The organism is Candidatus Accumulibacter phosphatis (assembly GCF_000024165.1).
In the GTDB taxonomy this organism is placed as follows: Bacteria; Pseudomonadota; Gammaproteobacteria; order Burkholderiales; family Rhodocyclaceae; genus Accumulibacter; species Accumulibacter phosphatis.
In genome coordinates, this window is record NC_013194.1 from 2,767,451 (window position 1) to 2,782,492 (window position 15,042).

Consider the following 15,042-nt stretch of genomic DNA (forward strand, 5'->3'; position numbering starts at 1 on the left):
CGTTTGCAGCGTCACCAGGGGGCTGGCGCGAGATCGCCGGTCGCTGTTCCGCGGCGAGGCGCCTACGGGCCGACCTCGCCGAGCCGGGCGATCAGGCCGGAATGACGGCGCGTACGGTTGGCGCAGGCGCCGACCAGCACTTCCCGGCTGCCGACGACAGCGACCTTGGTCGACGCCCGGGTGATGCCGGTGTAGAGCAGCTCGCGGGTCAGGACACGGTTGTGATGTTCGGGAAGCAGCAGGAATACCGACTCAAATTCGGAGCCCTGTGCCTTGTGTACCGTCATGGCAAAGGCGGTGTCGTGCTCCGGCAGGCGGACTGGTGCCAGCGGCCGGAAGCCGGCGTCCTGCTCGGGGAACCACACCATCAGCTCGCCACCATCGTCCGGCAGACAGATGCCGACGTCGCCGTTGAACAGCTTCAGGACGTAGTCGTTTCTGAGGACCATCACCGGCCGGCCGACGTACCATGGCGAGCGGGGACCGCCGGGGTGCACGCCAGCGCCAAGTTGCAGCAGGTGGCGAGTGACGAGCGCGTTGATCGCCCGCACGCCGCGGGCTGTCTCGCGCAGCGCACAGAGCACGCGGAAGCCGTCGAAGGCGGCGAACACCTGGCGTCGTCGGCTCACCGGGTCGGCCAGCGCGGCCACGAGAGCGGTGCAGTAGCGATGGTAGCCCTCGACAATCACCTGTCGGGTCGCGGGGGTGAGGTCGGCGCTGCCGTCGGATAGCCAGCTGACCGACGGGTCGGCAGCGCCGGCCAGCCAGTCGCAGGCCTCATTGCCGCGGCCGCCATTGATGTCGGCGGCCAGCCGCCCGATCCCGGAGGTACTGGCGAAGCGGTGGCTTTCGGAGAACCAGACAACGCAGTCGGCCAGCGGGGTCGGGGTGATGGCGGGTGGCGGCTGGATGCACGCGGCCGGGGTCGCGGTGAGCGAGGAGAGTTCGGCAATACACGCTGCCGTCAGTGTCGGGTCGGCGGAGACCTCCGAGAATACCGCGCCGGCCTCGACTGCCGAAAGCTGGTCCTTGTCGCCGAGCAGGATCAGGCGGGCGTCGGGTGGCACGGCGTCGCACAGTCGGCAGGCGAGCGCGAGGTCGAGCATCGATGCTTCGTCGACGACCAGCGCGTCGATCGGCAGCGGGTTTTCCGCGTGGTGGTGGAAGCGCCCTGGCTCCGGCGTCACGCCAAGCAGCCGATGCAGCGTGTGCGACTCGCGTGGCAGCCGTGCCTGCAGTTCGACTGGCAGATCGCCGGCGCGCTGGCGCAGCGCCTCGAGCATGCGTGCGGCGGCCTTGCCGGTGGGTGCGGCAAGGGCGACGCGCAGGCCGGGACTTTCGGTCAGCAGACAGGCCAGCAGGGCGACGATCGTGGTCGTCTTGCCGGTTCCCGGGCCGCCGCTGATGATCGTCAGCTTGCTCCGCCAGGCGAGTGCCGCCGCCAGCTTCTGCCAGTCGGGACGATCGCCGAGCCGGCGCGCGTTGTCGGCGAACAGGCAGTCGAGTTGCTGGCGCATTTCGGCGGTCGGCGGCGACGTATGGCGTTCGGCACGCTTGCGAAGGCTCGCCGCCAGCCGGCGCTCGTAGGCGAAGTAGCGATGCAGGTAAAGCCGCCCGCAGCCATCGAGAACCAGCGGCAGGACTTCTGGCAATGTCGGCGGCGCGCCTGTCGCGGCAACCATTCGGCTGGCCAGCAGGCGCTCCACCAGTTCCGTCGGCGACTGATCGGGGAACAACTCGAGGACAGTGTCCAGTTGCGCACAGACGTGTCCGCTGTGCGTCGCGAGGCTCACGAGGCGGCCAGCCGCGGCGAGCACGACCAGGCTCGTTCGCGGCGCGCCGGCCTGTTCGGCCCATTGCAGGAGGTGGCTCACGAAGCCCTCGGCAAGATCGTTGCGGCCCGCCGGCTCCGGGGAAGGCGTGCTGTGGAAGCTCATGCGTGGTTCGCCAGTGACCTGTGGGACAGCAAGCTGTCGAGCGATTCGATGGTGGATCGCGGTGGGCGATGGTGATAAACACCGCAGGCACTGCGTTCGCCGTCAGTGCCCACAGCGCGCCAATCCGGGCGGACGCCGCGCACGAACAGATAGTAGACACCGCCGAAGTGGCGATCGTAGTCGTAGTCGGCGATCCGGCAGCGCAGGTAGCGGTGCAGCGCGACGCAGTAGATCAGGTATTGGAGGTGATAACCGTGTTCGGCCATCGCCGCGGCAACTTGCTGCTGGCCATAGTCGGCAGCGGCAAAACCGAGATGGTTCGATTTCCAGTCAAGGACGTGGAAGCGATTTGCGTGGCAGAACACCAGGTCGATGAAGCCCTTCAGGTAGCCGTCGAGGGGCGGGAAGCCGAGTCTCGGCAGCGGGTAGCCGTGCGCCGCCAGCCAGTCGTTGAGTCTCGGCGCCGTCAGGCCGGCGGGCAGGTTGAAACCCAACTCGACGAGACGTTGCCGGCGCCCCACTGTCGACAGGACGATGCCGCCGGGCAGCGATGTCGCCAGGACGTCGTCGAGCAGTCGGCGCAGCATGCGCGCCGGACGGCGGGCGGAATCGCCGTTCGGCGGTCCCACCGGTGACAGCGGGTGGCTCGCCAGCACTTCGTCGATGATGGCTGGCCAGCGGCCCGGATCGGTGAAGTCGATACGCTCGAAGAGCGCATGCACGCAGTCGCCGGCGGCCGGTCCGCGCGCGAAGAGGAGGATGTCGTCCGGCCCAATGTCGGCTGCCGGCCCGCTCACCGCCGGCAGAGCAGGGACGGCGCGGCCGTCGTGGTCGCTCGCCGACGCTTCGCTGTCGGCGCCATGCTGCAGGCTGCTGAAGCTGCCGATTCGCCAGCCGGCAGCCATCGTCCGGGGTGCGACCAGCGCGCTCAGGCTGGCGGCGGACACGGCGGTGCTGGCGAGCGGCGTCGGCGCCTCGCCGGGCAGGTCGCTCAGCGACAGCGGCGGGCCCGCCGTCGTGGCGAGCGCACGCCAGGCCGCTTCGATCTCCTCTGGCGATCGCTTGTGCTTCAGCCAGTCGGCGTAGGACATATCCTTGCCGGCGACCAGCCAGTTGAGCAGACTGTGAGTGCCCTGTGCCATCGATGGTTTGCCGAACGCCAGGTTCGCGTAGCAGCCGGCGACCAGGTAGCAGCGCTGCGCGGCGCGCGTCAGCGCCACGTAGAGCAGGCGCATGAACTCGGCATCCTTCTCCTCGCGTCTTCGCCTCTTGATCTCCTCGGCATCGGCCGCATCGAGTTCGAGGCGGAAGTCGATCACCGGCAGCCCATCGTCGTCGTGATACTCCTTGCCCTCGTCCTCGCCGAAGTTCGACTGGTGCCCATCCCAGAGGAAAGGACAGAAGACAATGCCGTACTCAAGGCCCTTGGATTTGTGGATGGTGACGATCTGGACGAGGTTGCGGTCCGACTCGAGGCGCAGTTGATGGACCTCCTCGGCACCGTCGTCGCGCCGACGACTGGCCAGCCAGCGTAGCAGCGCGTCCGGCGCCGGCTGATCGGCGCTGGCCTGCTGCAGCAGTTCGCCGAGGTGGAGCAGATTGGTCAGCCGTCGTTCGCCGTCGCTGCGCGCGAGCAGCCGGAAAGCGACCGCCTCGCTGTCCATCCAGGCGCGCAGCATGACGCCGAAACCGCGCCGCAGCCAGGTCTCGCGGTAGCCGCTGAAACGCGCGATGGTCTGCAGCAGCCCCATCTCGTCGGCGGCCAGCGCAGCGACGCCGGTGGCATTGAGGCCCAGCAGTTCCGTGGCCAAAGCGCTGTAGAGGAGCGACGGGCGCGCCGGTTCGCGGATCGCCAGCAGTACGCGTTCGAGATCCTCGGCGTCCGGGGTGTGGAAAATACTGTGCTGCGAAAGCTCGACGCTGCCGATACCGACCTGCAGCAGCGCGTCCCGGAGCAGGCGCCCCTGGGCGTGGCTCTTGACGAGGATGGCGATGTCGCCGGGCGCCAGAGCGCGTTCGCCGAGCGTGATGCGGCCGGCCTGCGCGGCGCGCAGCAGGCGCGCCACTTCGCCGGCGGTGGCGCGCAGCACCTGCTTCTTCGCTTCGCCGCGCAGCAGATACTCGCCGTTGGCAGCCGGCAGCCGCCAGACGCGTAGCGCCGCCGGGTCTTCCTCGCTGTGGTCGGTCAGCGGTGGGCGCGGCTTGTCGCCAACGGTCACCGGCTCGTAGTTGAGGCCGGCGAGAATGAAGGCGTGAGGATTGGCGGTGAAGAGTGCGTTGCTGGCGGCGATCAGGTCCGCGGTCGAGCGCTGGTTGTGGCGCAAGGTGTAGCGCGCGCCAGCCTGGCGGCGGGCGGCCAGGTAGGTATGCAGGTCAGCATTGCGAAAGCTGTAGATCGCCTGTTTGGGATCGCCGACAAGGAACAGCGGGCCCGCAGCCGGCGCCTCGCCGGCGCCGTAGATGCGGCTGAATATCGCATACTGCAGCGGGTCGGTGTCCTGGAATTCGTCGATCAGGGCGACCGGATAGCGGCTGCGCAGGAATCCGGCGAGCCACGGGAAGTCGCCGGAGGTCAGCGCCGCATCGACGTTCTGGAGCATGTCGTCGAAGGATTGCACGCGCTGCCGGCGCTTCTGCTGGCGCAGCGCGGCGCCGGACTCGTCGAGCATCCTGCGCAGCAGATACAGGCGGGCGAGGTGCAGCGCCTGCGTCACCGACGCGTGCCGCGCCAGCACATCGTTGGCCGCGTGGAAGAAAGGATGTGTGGGAGGCGTCTGGTTATTTCTTTTCCTGGCGGCGATGAAGTTCGCCGTGAACAGACGCGCCTTGCTCTTTTCCGGATCGGGAGCGCGCAACGGGTCGCCGCTGGCCAACCACAGGGTCCAGGCGCGGGCGCCGGTCGATACGCCGTCTGCCTTGTACGAACCGGCGTGGAGCGCGGCGAGTCCGGCCAGCAGCGCGCCGGTGGGTGCGGCGCCATCGCCTCCCCACAGTTGTCCGGCGCGCGCGAAAGCTGCGGCCAGGCCAGGCGTGTCGATCGCCGCTTCGCTCGCCAGTTCGGCCGGCCAGATGACGCGCGAGTGGGACTTGGCCACCTGGCGGCCGAGCAGCCTTGCCCAGCCTTCCGGCGAATCCTGGCGCTGCGCGAGGTAGTCCGCGAGGGCCGGCGAGATCGCTCCGCTGGCGATATGGCGTCGCCAGAAGTCGCTGACGGCTTCGAGGCGCAGCGGCTGGTCGTCGTGCAACAGGTCGAGGCTGAACGGCAAACCGGCGGCGAACGGCGTTTCGGACAGCGCACGCTGGCAGAAGCCGTGAATCGTGAACACGGCGGCCTCGTCGAAGGTGTGCAGTGCCGCTTCGAGGCGCATGCGCATCTGCGGGCGGTCGACGCTGGCGTTGTTCTCGACGGCAGCGACGAGCCGGGTGACAAAGGGGTCGGCAGCGCTGGCGCCGCGCTGCAGATAGGCAAGGACATCGACGATGCGGCTGCGGATGCGCTCGCGCAGTTCAGCGGTGGCCGCGTTGGTGAAGGTGACAACCAGAATCTGTGGCGCGTCCAGCCCCTTTTCGAGCAGCAGCCGCAAGTAGAGCCCGCAGAGGTTCCAGGTCTTGCCGGTGCCGGCCGACGCCTCGATCAGGCGCAGGCCGTCGAGCGGGCAGGCGAAGACGTCCAGGTCGATCGTGCCGGCAACGTCCGGCGCAACAGCCATGCTCATCGGCGCGCCTCCTCGAGATAGTCGAGCAGTGGGGCGAACACGGTGCGTGCGCACGCTTCGAACTCCCCGTCGAGTGGCTCGGCGACGCCTCTGAGCGCCAGGCGGTAGGCGGGATCGGCGCTCTCGCCCCAGGACGCATTACGGCTGTGGGTCCAGCGCTGGCGTGCCGCCGCCATGCTGCCGCTGATGTAGGCCCAGGCGCTCTTCGGGAAGAAGTGCAGCGGCGCCGACAGACCTCGGCGATAAAGGCCGATCAGCTCGCCGAGGTGGGCGCGGGCCGTGCTCGCAGCGCAGGGCCGCAGGCGGTAGCTGCCGTCGCGCGAGTGCCAGGTGGTCTGCAAAGTGGCACCCGTCGGCGCCGCCGCACAGAGGAACAGATGGCTGATCCAGCCGGCGAGATAGTCGGTCGGGCGCACCTCGTAGTAGCGATAGCGCACGAGTCCCGCCGGGCGCAGGTCACCGAGTGCTCCCGCGAGCTGCCACATTTCGTCCTCACGCGGGTAGGCGAACTGCGCGTGCACCGCCGGCAGCGGCACAGGCGCAAGCTGCGGCGCGAGCTCGGCCGCGAAGCGGCGCATGCGCGCGACTTCCTCGATGATCAGTCGCTCGCCCAGCGGCCCGGGGGGAAACTCGTTGCCGGCCAATGCCAGCGCCAGCACCTCGCCATCCTCGCTACCGGCCAGCACCGCCGGCAGAACACGCCGGGAGAGTGCCTGCAGGCCCGGATAGTCGGGAAGAAAGGGTTCCTCGTCCGGCAGTTCCTCCTCGGCGACCGCCAGCGCCATGTTGAGCCGCTTGACCAGTAGCGTCCGGCAGGGGTTGCCGAAAAACTGCAGCAACTGTTCGAGGCTGACCTGTCGCCATTCGGACGGTGGCGGTTCGAGCATGCCGGAAAAGAAGGGGAGCGTGGCGTCCATCTCCGGCGCAGCGATCTCATCGCCGTCTTCGTCGTCCGCGCTGCCAGGTGCAACGACGAGCACGGCGCTGCCGCCGAGTCCCTGGCGCAGCGCCTCGCAATACTCGGCATTGAAGCTGCGCCGACGGGCGTCGCCGCCGGCGAGAAAGTACTCGGCAGAGAAGGCCTGCAGCGGGTGCTCGACGGTCAGCCGTTGGCGCACGGCATGGAGGCTCGCCGGGTCGGCCGGGTCTGTCGCACAGGCAGCGGCGACGTAGTCGAGCAGTTCGGCAAGCAGGACCGACGGCGGGGCGACGCTGTTGTCGCGGATGCTGCGGCCGCTGTAGCTCAGGTAGAGGCGCTGCCGGGCAGCGAGAACGAGGTCGAGAAACAGGTTGCGCTCGTCGAGGCGCCGTTGCCGGTCGCCGGGCTGCGGCCGCAGCGCCATCAGGTCGAACTCGGCCGGCCGGTTGACGCTCGGGAAGGCGCCGTCGTTCATGCCGAGCAGGCAGACGACGCGATAGGGCAGGGCGCGCAGGCTGGTCAGTGACGAGAAGGTGAGCACGCCACCGGGAACACCGCCACGCCCCGGATCGTCGAGCAGCGTGCGCAGCGCGCTGTGTACCACGGCCAGCGGCAGCGGCGAGCGGGTGCCGCCGCGTCGCATGTTGGCGTGCAGTTCGTTGATCGTTGCCTGCATGGTACGCAGATCGTCGACGAGATCGCTGTCGGCGCGCGTGAAGCGGCCCAGTGCGTCGCTCAGCGACTGCTGCCAGGCGTCGGCGTCGCGCGGCTGCGACCAGTGGTCGCGCAGGTCGGCGAGCGCCCGCACGAAACGCCACCAGCGGCCGAGCGTCGCCGCGTCGCCGCCTTCGGGATTGGCGGCGGCGATACGTCCGGCGACGACGGTGTTGCGCGCCGCTGGTTCGTCGCCAAGCGCGTAGGCGAGGAACAGCCGGTGCAGGCCATCGGCGAAGCTGTGCCGCTCGGTGGCCGGCAGATCGAGTCGGCTGCGGCTGCTCGCATCCAGGCCCCAACGGATGCCGGCATCGCCAATCCAGTCGTGGATGCGCTCCAGGTCATCGGCTTCCATGCCGAACTGCGCCGCCACCGGGGGTTGTTGCAAGAGGTCGAAGACGGCGCTGGCAGCGAAGCGGCTGCTGCATAGCGCAAGCAAACTGTCGAGGACGCGAGCAATCGGATTGACCCGGGTCTGCGGCAGGCCGGTGATCGTGTAGGGAATCCGGCGCGGCGCCGGTGCGGTGCCGAACACCGCATCGATCAGCGGCGCCGCAGCGGGCAGGTCGGGCAGCAGCACGACGATCTGTGCCGGCGTCGGCGGGTCGCCGGCGGCGAGCTGCGCCAGCAACTGGTCCTGTAGCACCTCCAGTTCGCGCGTCAGCGAATGGCAGACATGCACTTCGATGCTGCGGTCGCCGCTGGCCAGCGCGACGCTGCCGGGTGCAAGTTCGCCGAGGTCGAGGATCGCGTTCTGCACCCGCGCCAGCAGGTGCTCGCCGCCGGCGGGCAGGAAGACGCTGTCTTCCTCGGCGATGTTGCCGTCGTCGGCGAAGAGCAGATCGATGTGCGCCTGCGTCTGCTTTCCCCAGGCGGCGAGCAGGGCGTTGCCGACCTCGTGATGACTGTCCTGCGCGCGCGCCGCGAGGTAGCTCAAGCGCTTCCGGTCGACGACGTCGAACCAGTACTCGCGGCAGGGGTTGAGGGTATAGATGCGGATATCGATCCAGCGCGACAACTGGCGCAGGATGTCGAGGTAGAGCGGCGGCAAGGTGTTCAAGCAGAAGACGCTGGCGCTCGGGGGCAGGCCGGCCAGCGCCGGTGCATTGGCACCAACTCGTTCTATCGTCTCGAAAAAGGCGGCCGCCGGGTGCTGGCGGCGGGTACCGAGTTGGGCAGTGATGCGCCGCCAGAGCGCCGACTGCCAGAGCTCGTCTTCGGCGCGTCCGGCATCGAGTCCCGGAACGTCGGCGCGCTTGCCGTCCGACCAGGCCGCCAGCCACTGTGGGCGGTAGGTGATGTAATGCTCAATCAAGGTCGCGCCGCGCTGCGCCAGCTCGAGGCGCATCACCGGGTCGGCGTCGCGCAGGTAGCGGGCGAGACGCGGATGATCGTCGGTGAAGCCACGATCGCCAAGCACCTCGAACACGCGCCACGCCAGCAAGGCCGGCGAGAAGGGCGACTGGTCCTGGATGTCCACCAGTTGGCCGATCTGCGTCCATAGCCACTGCGCGAGGTAGGAAAAATCGATGTTGGCGCAGATTCCCCGGCGGTCGGCGCAGGCAAGCTCGACGCGGCGCCTGAGGGCTGTGCTCGGAACGATCACCTGCTGTACGGTGAACGGGGAGCAGCTTTCATCGTCCAGGCGATCGAGCAGGCGTTCAAGCAGGAATTCGAAGCGGTTGGACAGGGTCAGCCGAAGCATGGCGCGTGCGGGGGTGGGAGGGCAGGGGTGGATTGTCGCATCCGTGGGCGCCGATACCGCTTCTCCCAGGTGGCGAAGGCAGTGCAGCGACAGCCCACAGCGCGCATGGCGGTGCTGCCAGTCGACACGTCCTCAGGCCCGTTCCCTCTGCCGTCTGCCGCCGTCGCCGGCCGGCGCGCACCGTGCTCTACGACTTGGTTGTTGAAGTCACGTCGCCAGCATAGATACAGTTGCTTCTTGCCTTGACTTCGCGGTCCACTTGACACCTCGTGGCGGAGCCGCATACCCCTCTGCTAGATCCGCGTGGGATTTCCCGTTTCTTAACGCAGAAGTTGCCGTCGCAGCCGCCCTCTGCCGATTGCCGCCCAGTCAATTTCAGCGGTAGGGCGGTTCGTTGCCATTGTGAATGATCCACACCAGATGCGCGCTACCGAAATCGCCCATTGAGCCTCCCGCAAAAATCAAGCGGCCCTGGTTCTTGTAGACTAGTTCCTGGCGATGCGTGTCACTACCAAAAAAGAAAGGGATGAACGCCTTGCCGGTGATATAGGCACCTTGGTCGCTGGGCTGGCCGACGAGGTCGGTGACCTGACGCATGGGCATGCCAATCTGTAGCTGCGTAAACTTGCTGCCCGGTGCCGCCTTGCCGGTAATCTCGCCTTCCCAGTCGCGCAAGCCCTTGACCGGCTGGCCGTACCCTGCTTCGACCTTGGTCGAATCCACCACTTCGCCCCTGGCGTTCATTCCCGGCCCGATCTTGCCCGGCGGCGTTGCCGGAGCCGACGGCGCGGGCTGGACGGCGGGAACTGGTGGCGCGGCTTGCGCCGCCGCAAGCGGCTTCTCGGACTGGGCAAGCGGCGCTGGCGAAGGGCTTTTCGCGGACTTCGCGCTGTCCAACTTCGAACCCTTCCTGGCCTGTTTGCCCTGTTGGTTCGTCGGTGATGCCGGAGCCGTCTGCGTCGCAGCCGCAGTCTCTACCTGCGCCGGAGTCGGCGCTGGAGCCTGCGCGCTCTCGCTCTTCCCCGAGTTGCTCGCGCAGCCGGACAAACCTGCTGCAGCCACCATCGCCAGCAACGCCGGCCCCAGAACTCCCACCTTCAACATGTTCACACCTCCCGATGAGCGACAAACAAGCCGCACGCTGCAATCCTCGCGGCCCCCTTACGGGAACTGTAGCGTTCGATCAGTCACCGGTCAATCCCTTGTCATCGGTGGTGTCGTATGACTGTGTTCGCGCTTCAACCACAAGCAATCCGTCGTACCGAGAGGGCAAGACTGCGCCATGACAAGCTGGTCCGTCGCTGGTCAACTGACGACGCGTCTCGGTGCTCATCCGCCTGGCCGGAGCAGCCAGGCCGATGACTGCGGGCGCCGAGCGGAACCGAACTGGGATGGCGGTTCAAGTGCTATCCCAACCACGTTCGAGATTGATCCTTGTTTGTGGTGGCTCATATACTCTCGATAGCGCCGTTGAATCTCCCACCTTTGACAGGGACGTGCCATGTTTTACGGCATCAACAACATCGCGACCTTCGTCGCCGGAACCATTGTTATCATACTTTTGCCCGGACCAAATTCACTTTATGTGATGTCGGTCGCTGCGCGCTGGGGAGTGGCGGCAGGCTATCGCGGTGCCTGTGGCGTCTTGGTCGGCGACACGATCCTGATGCTGCTCTCGGCGACTGGCGCTGCGTCCTTGTTGCAGGCGAATCCCGCCGTATTCATGGGGGTCAAGTATGCTGGGGCACTTTACCTGGCCTGGATGGGCGTTGGACTTCTGCGCTCATCCTTTGCGACCTGGCGAGACAACTGCGCCACCAGCAGTGAAAACACTCAGACCGCTGCGGACACTTCGCGCCCCTTCCATACCGCTCTGATCATCAGCCTGATGAACCCGAAAGCGATCCTGTTCTTCATTTCCTTCTTCGTCCAGTTTGTCGATTCGAGCTATCCGCACGCGGCCCTGTCGTTTTGCATTCTGGGCCTGATCGTCCAGTTCTTCAGTGCCTTGTACCTTTCGGTACTGATCCTTGGCGGCGCTCATCTGGCCCTGCAGTTCCGCCGCCGGCGACGGCTTTCAGCGCTGGCGACTGGCGGTGTCGGCGGGCTGTTTATCAGCTTCAGCGCAAAACTGGCCGGCGCCACCTTGAGCTAGAAGAAAGGACAGCACCATGCAGCCCAGGCCGCAGACTGAACAGGACGAACTGGCTCGCCAAGCCGTTGGTGAGAACTCACTGTTCGTCAAAGCCGTGACCGAGCTTGCCGACACGCATGAGGTGGTCGCCAGCGAGGATATTTTCGCCCGTGGCGGAACGAAGCTGGTCAGCCGCGGCACTCGCCTGTCGGGCCAGTTTTATGACCGCCTGGTCGCCCACAAGCTCCTCAAGCCGATTGAGCAGTCGCTCAGCGTCAGCGACGCGCTCGATGCGAGCAAACTCGTCTCCCTGATGCACGCAGAGGCGCGCCGCGTGCCTTCGCTGGCGCCGTTGCTCGAACAGCCCGAGCTACTCGAACAGCTTGGCAAGCATTTCAGCCAACTGAGCATTCCCGGCCCACTCACCTTGCGCTTGGCCGTGATGCAATCCGATCGGCCGAAGCTCTTCCAGCACGCAATGATCTCGTCCGTGGTCGCCACGGCGCTGGGAATCAGCGGTCAGCTGCCGCGCGAAGAACTGCAGGCCTTGTCCTTGGCGAGTGTCTTCCATGATGTCGGCGAACTGTGCATCCAGCCGGCGTTTCTCGCGCCCGGGCATCAGATGAGCGCGGAAGAGCGTCGCCATCTCTACGTACATCCCATTGCCGGCTTCCTGATGCTGCGTGATTTTGCCGAGCTACCCAAAGGAACGGCCAATGCCGTGCTGCAGCATCATGAGCGGATCGACGGCAGCGGCTACCCTTATCATCTGTCAGGTGACGCGATTTCGACGGTTTCGCGCTATCTGGCTGTCGCCGAGGTCGCCGCTTCCCTCATCGAAAAGCATGGTGCGGACAAGCGGATCGGCATGAAATTTCGCATGAACAAGAAGAAGTACGACGCCGGCGTCGTCGCGCTGACCTCCCGCCTGTTCGGCAGTTTCACGCTGCAGCCAAGCGAGAAGCTCGACGAGGTGTACCTGATGACGCACCTGACGCAACTCGGAAAGCTGTTCGAAGGCTGGGCTGCGTTGCGCAAGACGATTTCCGGTGCCGATCTCGAACGCGTTTCCGTTCTCGTCGAACGGGTGAATGCCTTGCAGATGCTGGTGATCGAGCCGGGCTTCGATCAATGCCGGATCGAAGACATATTGGCCATGGCAGGCGACGCCGATCCCGAGATATGTATGGAGCTTACGACGTTGCTGGATGAGCTCAATTGGCAGTTCAAGGCGCTGCTGAGCGGTATTGAGCGCGACCAATCGATTTCGGGGGCGCTCCTTCCAGCGGCACTCAGGGCCGGGATTGACGGCTGGCTGGCGCAGGTGCGTCGGTTCGTTTGCGAGTAAAGCAGCCTGGTCGACAGGGCGCGCTCACCCGCGTTGCATTCTCCCTCCGAATGTCCTGGTTCCCGCGCCGGCATCCCTGCCTCTGTTTGGCCTCGCTCTGGCCTGACTGACGGCGGCGCGCAGACGCTGGCGGAGTCAACGGCGACGCACGGAGCAAAGGCGTTTCGCCCGCAGGGGACTTGCGACCGCCACGGGAACCCCGCTGCACGCAAGCAAGAGCGACGGCAAGAGAGAGGGCCACGACGACACGAAGCGCGCCTGGTCATCCCCGGTACGCGTGTCTCGGCGCTCCACCCACGCGCAATGACCCGAAGGTCTTCGCCGGGCTCGTCCTTACATGATCCGAAACTGCATCACCACGCGTCCATCGTTCCAGATGTCGTCCGGACTGATCGAATCGCGGTGGAACTTGAACCCGATGTCGGCCTTGCGAAAGGCCTCGTAGACCAGTTCGGAGCAGATGTACTTGCGGTCGCGGTTCTTTCGGCAGCGTCTGAAGAGAATGCGCATCGCGATACGCAGGATCTCCCGGTTGTCGTAAGGTCGGGTCAGTTCGTCCATGCCGAAACTGATCGCCTGCTTGAACTGCTCATCGGCCGGCGGCGGCGTCAGCCGGCCGATGACGATGCGTCCCTTGTAGGGCTTGTTCCTGCCGTGGTAATTGCACAGGTACTTGGACAGGGGCGCGAGGCGAACGCCGATGGCGGTCTCGCTCTCCAGGACGAAGATGCGCTGCAGATTGTCGTCGCGATAGATGATGCCGACGTGACTCCAGACGGACTTCGTGAACCACTGGATGGTCCGCGAAAAGAAATAGGTGCCCGAGCAGAAGACGAGGTCACCGGTGTGCAGCTGGTCCCGGGCCTGTTCGTAGTCGAGAACGGGGAGTCTGGCAACGGCTTTTACGGCAAGTGGCTCGGCCATGGGTGCCTCCGGGTCAAGCGATAGGTCTGATACGTCTCGCGGCGCGCGCGCCCATCTGCGCTAGCTTGCCTTCGTCGCGTAGACATAGATCTCGAACAGACCGGTGTGCATCCCGAGTTGTTCGAAACCGAGATTCTGCAGGCCACGACGCACCGTATCGGCGATTTCGTAGGGGAGGTCGGGGTCCAGATCGTGGCCACCCGGCCGCAGGAGGCCGTTCAGCAGTCGCCCCTGGTCAACATAGACGTAGGGTATCGAGATCACCGCGCGCCCACCGTCATCGAGAACTCGGCAGGCCGCGAACAGGGCATCGCCGATATCGAAGAAACTCGACTGATAGGTTCGCAGCGAAAGATAAAGGTCGAAGGCGTGGCTCGCCACACCCTGCAGTTCTTCGGCCTCGGCACGACGGGGATCAAGGTTGACGATCGCTTGCGCTGCCCTGGCGAGCGCTTTCGCCGACAGATCGACGCCGACCAGTTGCTTGAAGTCCTTGTAGAAGAAAGGCTTTTCCAGACCGTTGCCGATGCCTACGTTGATCGCCCGGCAGCGGGCCAGGTCGCGAATACCGACATGGCGCAAGAGCGTGTTCAGCTCGGCCTCCCACTCCTCGAAGGCGCGGTAGCGCTCGTCTTCCTTCTGACTGCGCTGTCCGTACTTCTCCTCGTAGGCGACGGCGCGGCCACCGCTGACTTTGCGCGCGACATCTCCCGGCTCCAGCTCGGGGTACTGCAGCTGGCAGCGGCGGATGATCGTCTTGATCGTCGCCCCGATCCCGAGCGGCATCGACGCCAGGTCGATGCCCTCCTGGCGCAAGGCGTCGGCCATGATCTCGCGCACGCTCTTGCGCACATACGGCGAGGCGGCGGACAGCTTCTGCACGCCGGAGCGGCCCGGCGCCTGCCCGCGAATGCCGGCGACCAGCCGCGAAAAGGCGACCGGGTCGTCGATGCCGGCACTGAAATCGACCCAAGTGAAGCGCAGCAGGAAAGACGGCAACTTGTCCTTCGCCTCCTGGTCCGCGCCCGGCAGGAGGACCGGGATGACGCGGAAGCTGTTCTCCTGGACGCGCCTGCTCAGCGCCGCCCGCATCTCCTCGTTTTCCCAGGAGTTGACGCCGCTCGGGCCGACGAAGACGGCCACGCAGCGGCTCCGGTTGAGCGCCTGCTCGAGACTCTCTTGCCAGGGTTCCCCCGGGATCAGGTGCCAGCGGTCGAGAAACGGACTGAGCTGCGCTTCCTCGACGAGTTTCTCGGCGAGTCGTTCGACCATCGGCTTGTCGGGCGAACGGTGGGAGAGGAATACGTCGTACCCTGTTGCAACAGTGCCTGTCATTTGAGTCTCCCCTGACGATGGCCCGGCCGCCGAAGTCTTACCGGCAAAGGCGATTATCCACCGAATTCGGCACAGAAGAGCGACACGTGTTCCCCGGGGCGCAGTGTTCAGAAAGTCGTGCCTTGGAGTGGAGACGTCGCCGCCACGCAGATATCGGGTCATCGACATGTTGACGGGGCGAGCAGCTGAAGCCGGCGACGGCTCTTGCCGTCGACTATACTTTTCATGTAAGTCCCTTCTGCCATTGCTGTCTAGCGTCTCGCCTGCGCGACTCGCTGAAGAACGGCAGTCGACTTCCGTTCAGGAGGAG

8 protein-coding genes are annotated in these 15,042 nt (G+C 66.2%); 2 read left to right on the forward strand and 6 right to left on the reverse strand.

Going from position 1 to position 15,042, the window contains the following annotated elements:
- Positions 1-62: 62 nt before the first annotated feature.
- From recD to CAP2UW1_RS12060, 4 genes are all read right to left on the reverse strand, one after another.
- Complete coding sequence (recD, locus tag CAP2UW1_RS12045; RefSeq protein ID WP_015766888.1) at positions 63-1,937, reverse strand: exodeoxyribonuclease V subunit alpha; 1,875 nt, start codon at positions 1,935-1,937, stop codon at positions 63-65.
- The gene (gene recB / locus CAP2UW1_RS12050) at positions 1,934-5,653 is read right to left on the reverse strand and encodes an exodeoxyribonuclease V subunit beta (RefSeq protein WP_015766889.1); all 3,720 of its coding nucleotides are present in this window, start codon (positions 5,651-5,653) and stop codon (positions 1,934-1,936) included. Before recB ends, recD begins: the two co-directional genes overlap by 4 nt.
- Entirely contained in the window at positions 5,650-8,991 is a 3,342-nt protein-coding gene (recC, locus tag CAP2UW1_RS12055; RefSeq protein WP_015766890.1) for an exodeoxyribonuclease V subunit gamma, read from the reverse strand. Before recC ends, recB begins: the two co-directional genes overlap by 4 nt.
- Before the next feature lie 375 nt (positions 8,992-9,366).
- Positions 9,367-9,747, reverse strand: a complete 381-nt coding sequence (locus CAP2UW1_RS12060; protein ID WP_049778665.1) for a hypothetical protein — start codon at positions 9,745-9,747, stop codon at positions 9,367-9,369.
- A 745-nt stretch (positions 9,748-10,492) separates the two neighbouring features.
- On the opposite strand from CAP2UW1_RS12060, the gene leuE reads away from it, so the two are divergent.
- Together leuE and CAP2UW1_RS12070 are read left to right on the forward strand one after the other, a co-directional pair.
- Positions 10,493-11,146 carry a leucine efflux protein LeuE gene (gene leuE, locus CAP2UW1_RS12065; RefSeq protein WP_015766892.1) on the forward strand — a complete coding sequence of 218 codons (654 nt, stop codon included), beginning with the start codon at positions 10,493-10,495 and terminating at the stop codon, positions 11,144-11,146.
- 16 nt (positions 11,147-11,162) lie between these two features.
- Complete coding sequence (locus tag CAP2UW1_RS12070) at positions 11,163-12,473, forward strand: HD-GYP domain-containing protein (protein WP_015766893.1); 1,311 nt, start codon at positions 11,163-11,165, stop codon at positions 12,471-12,473.
- 333 nt (positions 12,474-12,806) lie between these two features.
- On the opposite strand, the gene CAP2UW1_RS23820 is transcribed toward CAP2UW1_RS12070, so the two are convergent.
- Entirely contained in the window at positions 12,807-13,397 is a 591-nt protein-coding gene (locus tag CAP2UW1_RS23820; protein WP_015766894.1) for a YiiX/YebB-like N1pC/P60 family cysteine hydrolase, read from the reverse strand.
- Positions 13,398-13,457: 60 nt separating this feature from the next.
- A complete protein-coding gene (locus CAP2UW1_RS23825) occupies positions 13,458-14,732 on the reverse strand; it encodes a TIR domain-containing protein (protein WP_015766895.1) in 1,275 nt (424 codons plus the stop codon).
- Positions 14,733-15,042: the final 310 nt, after the last annotated feature.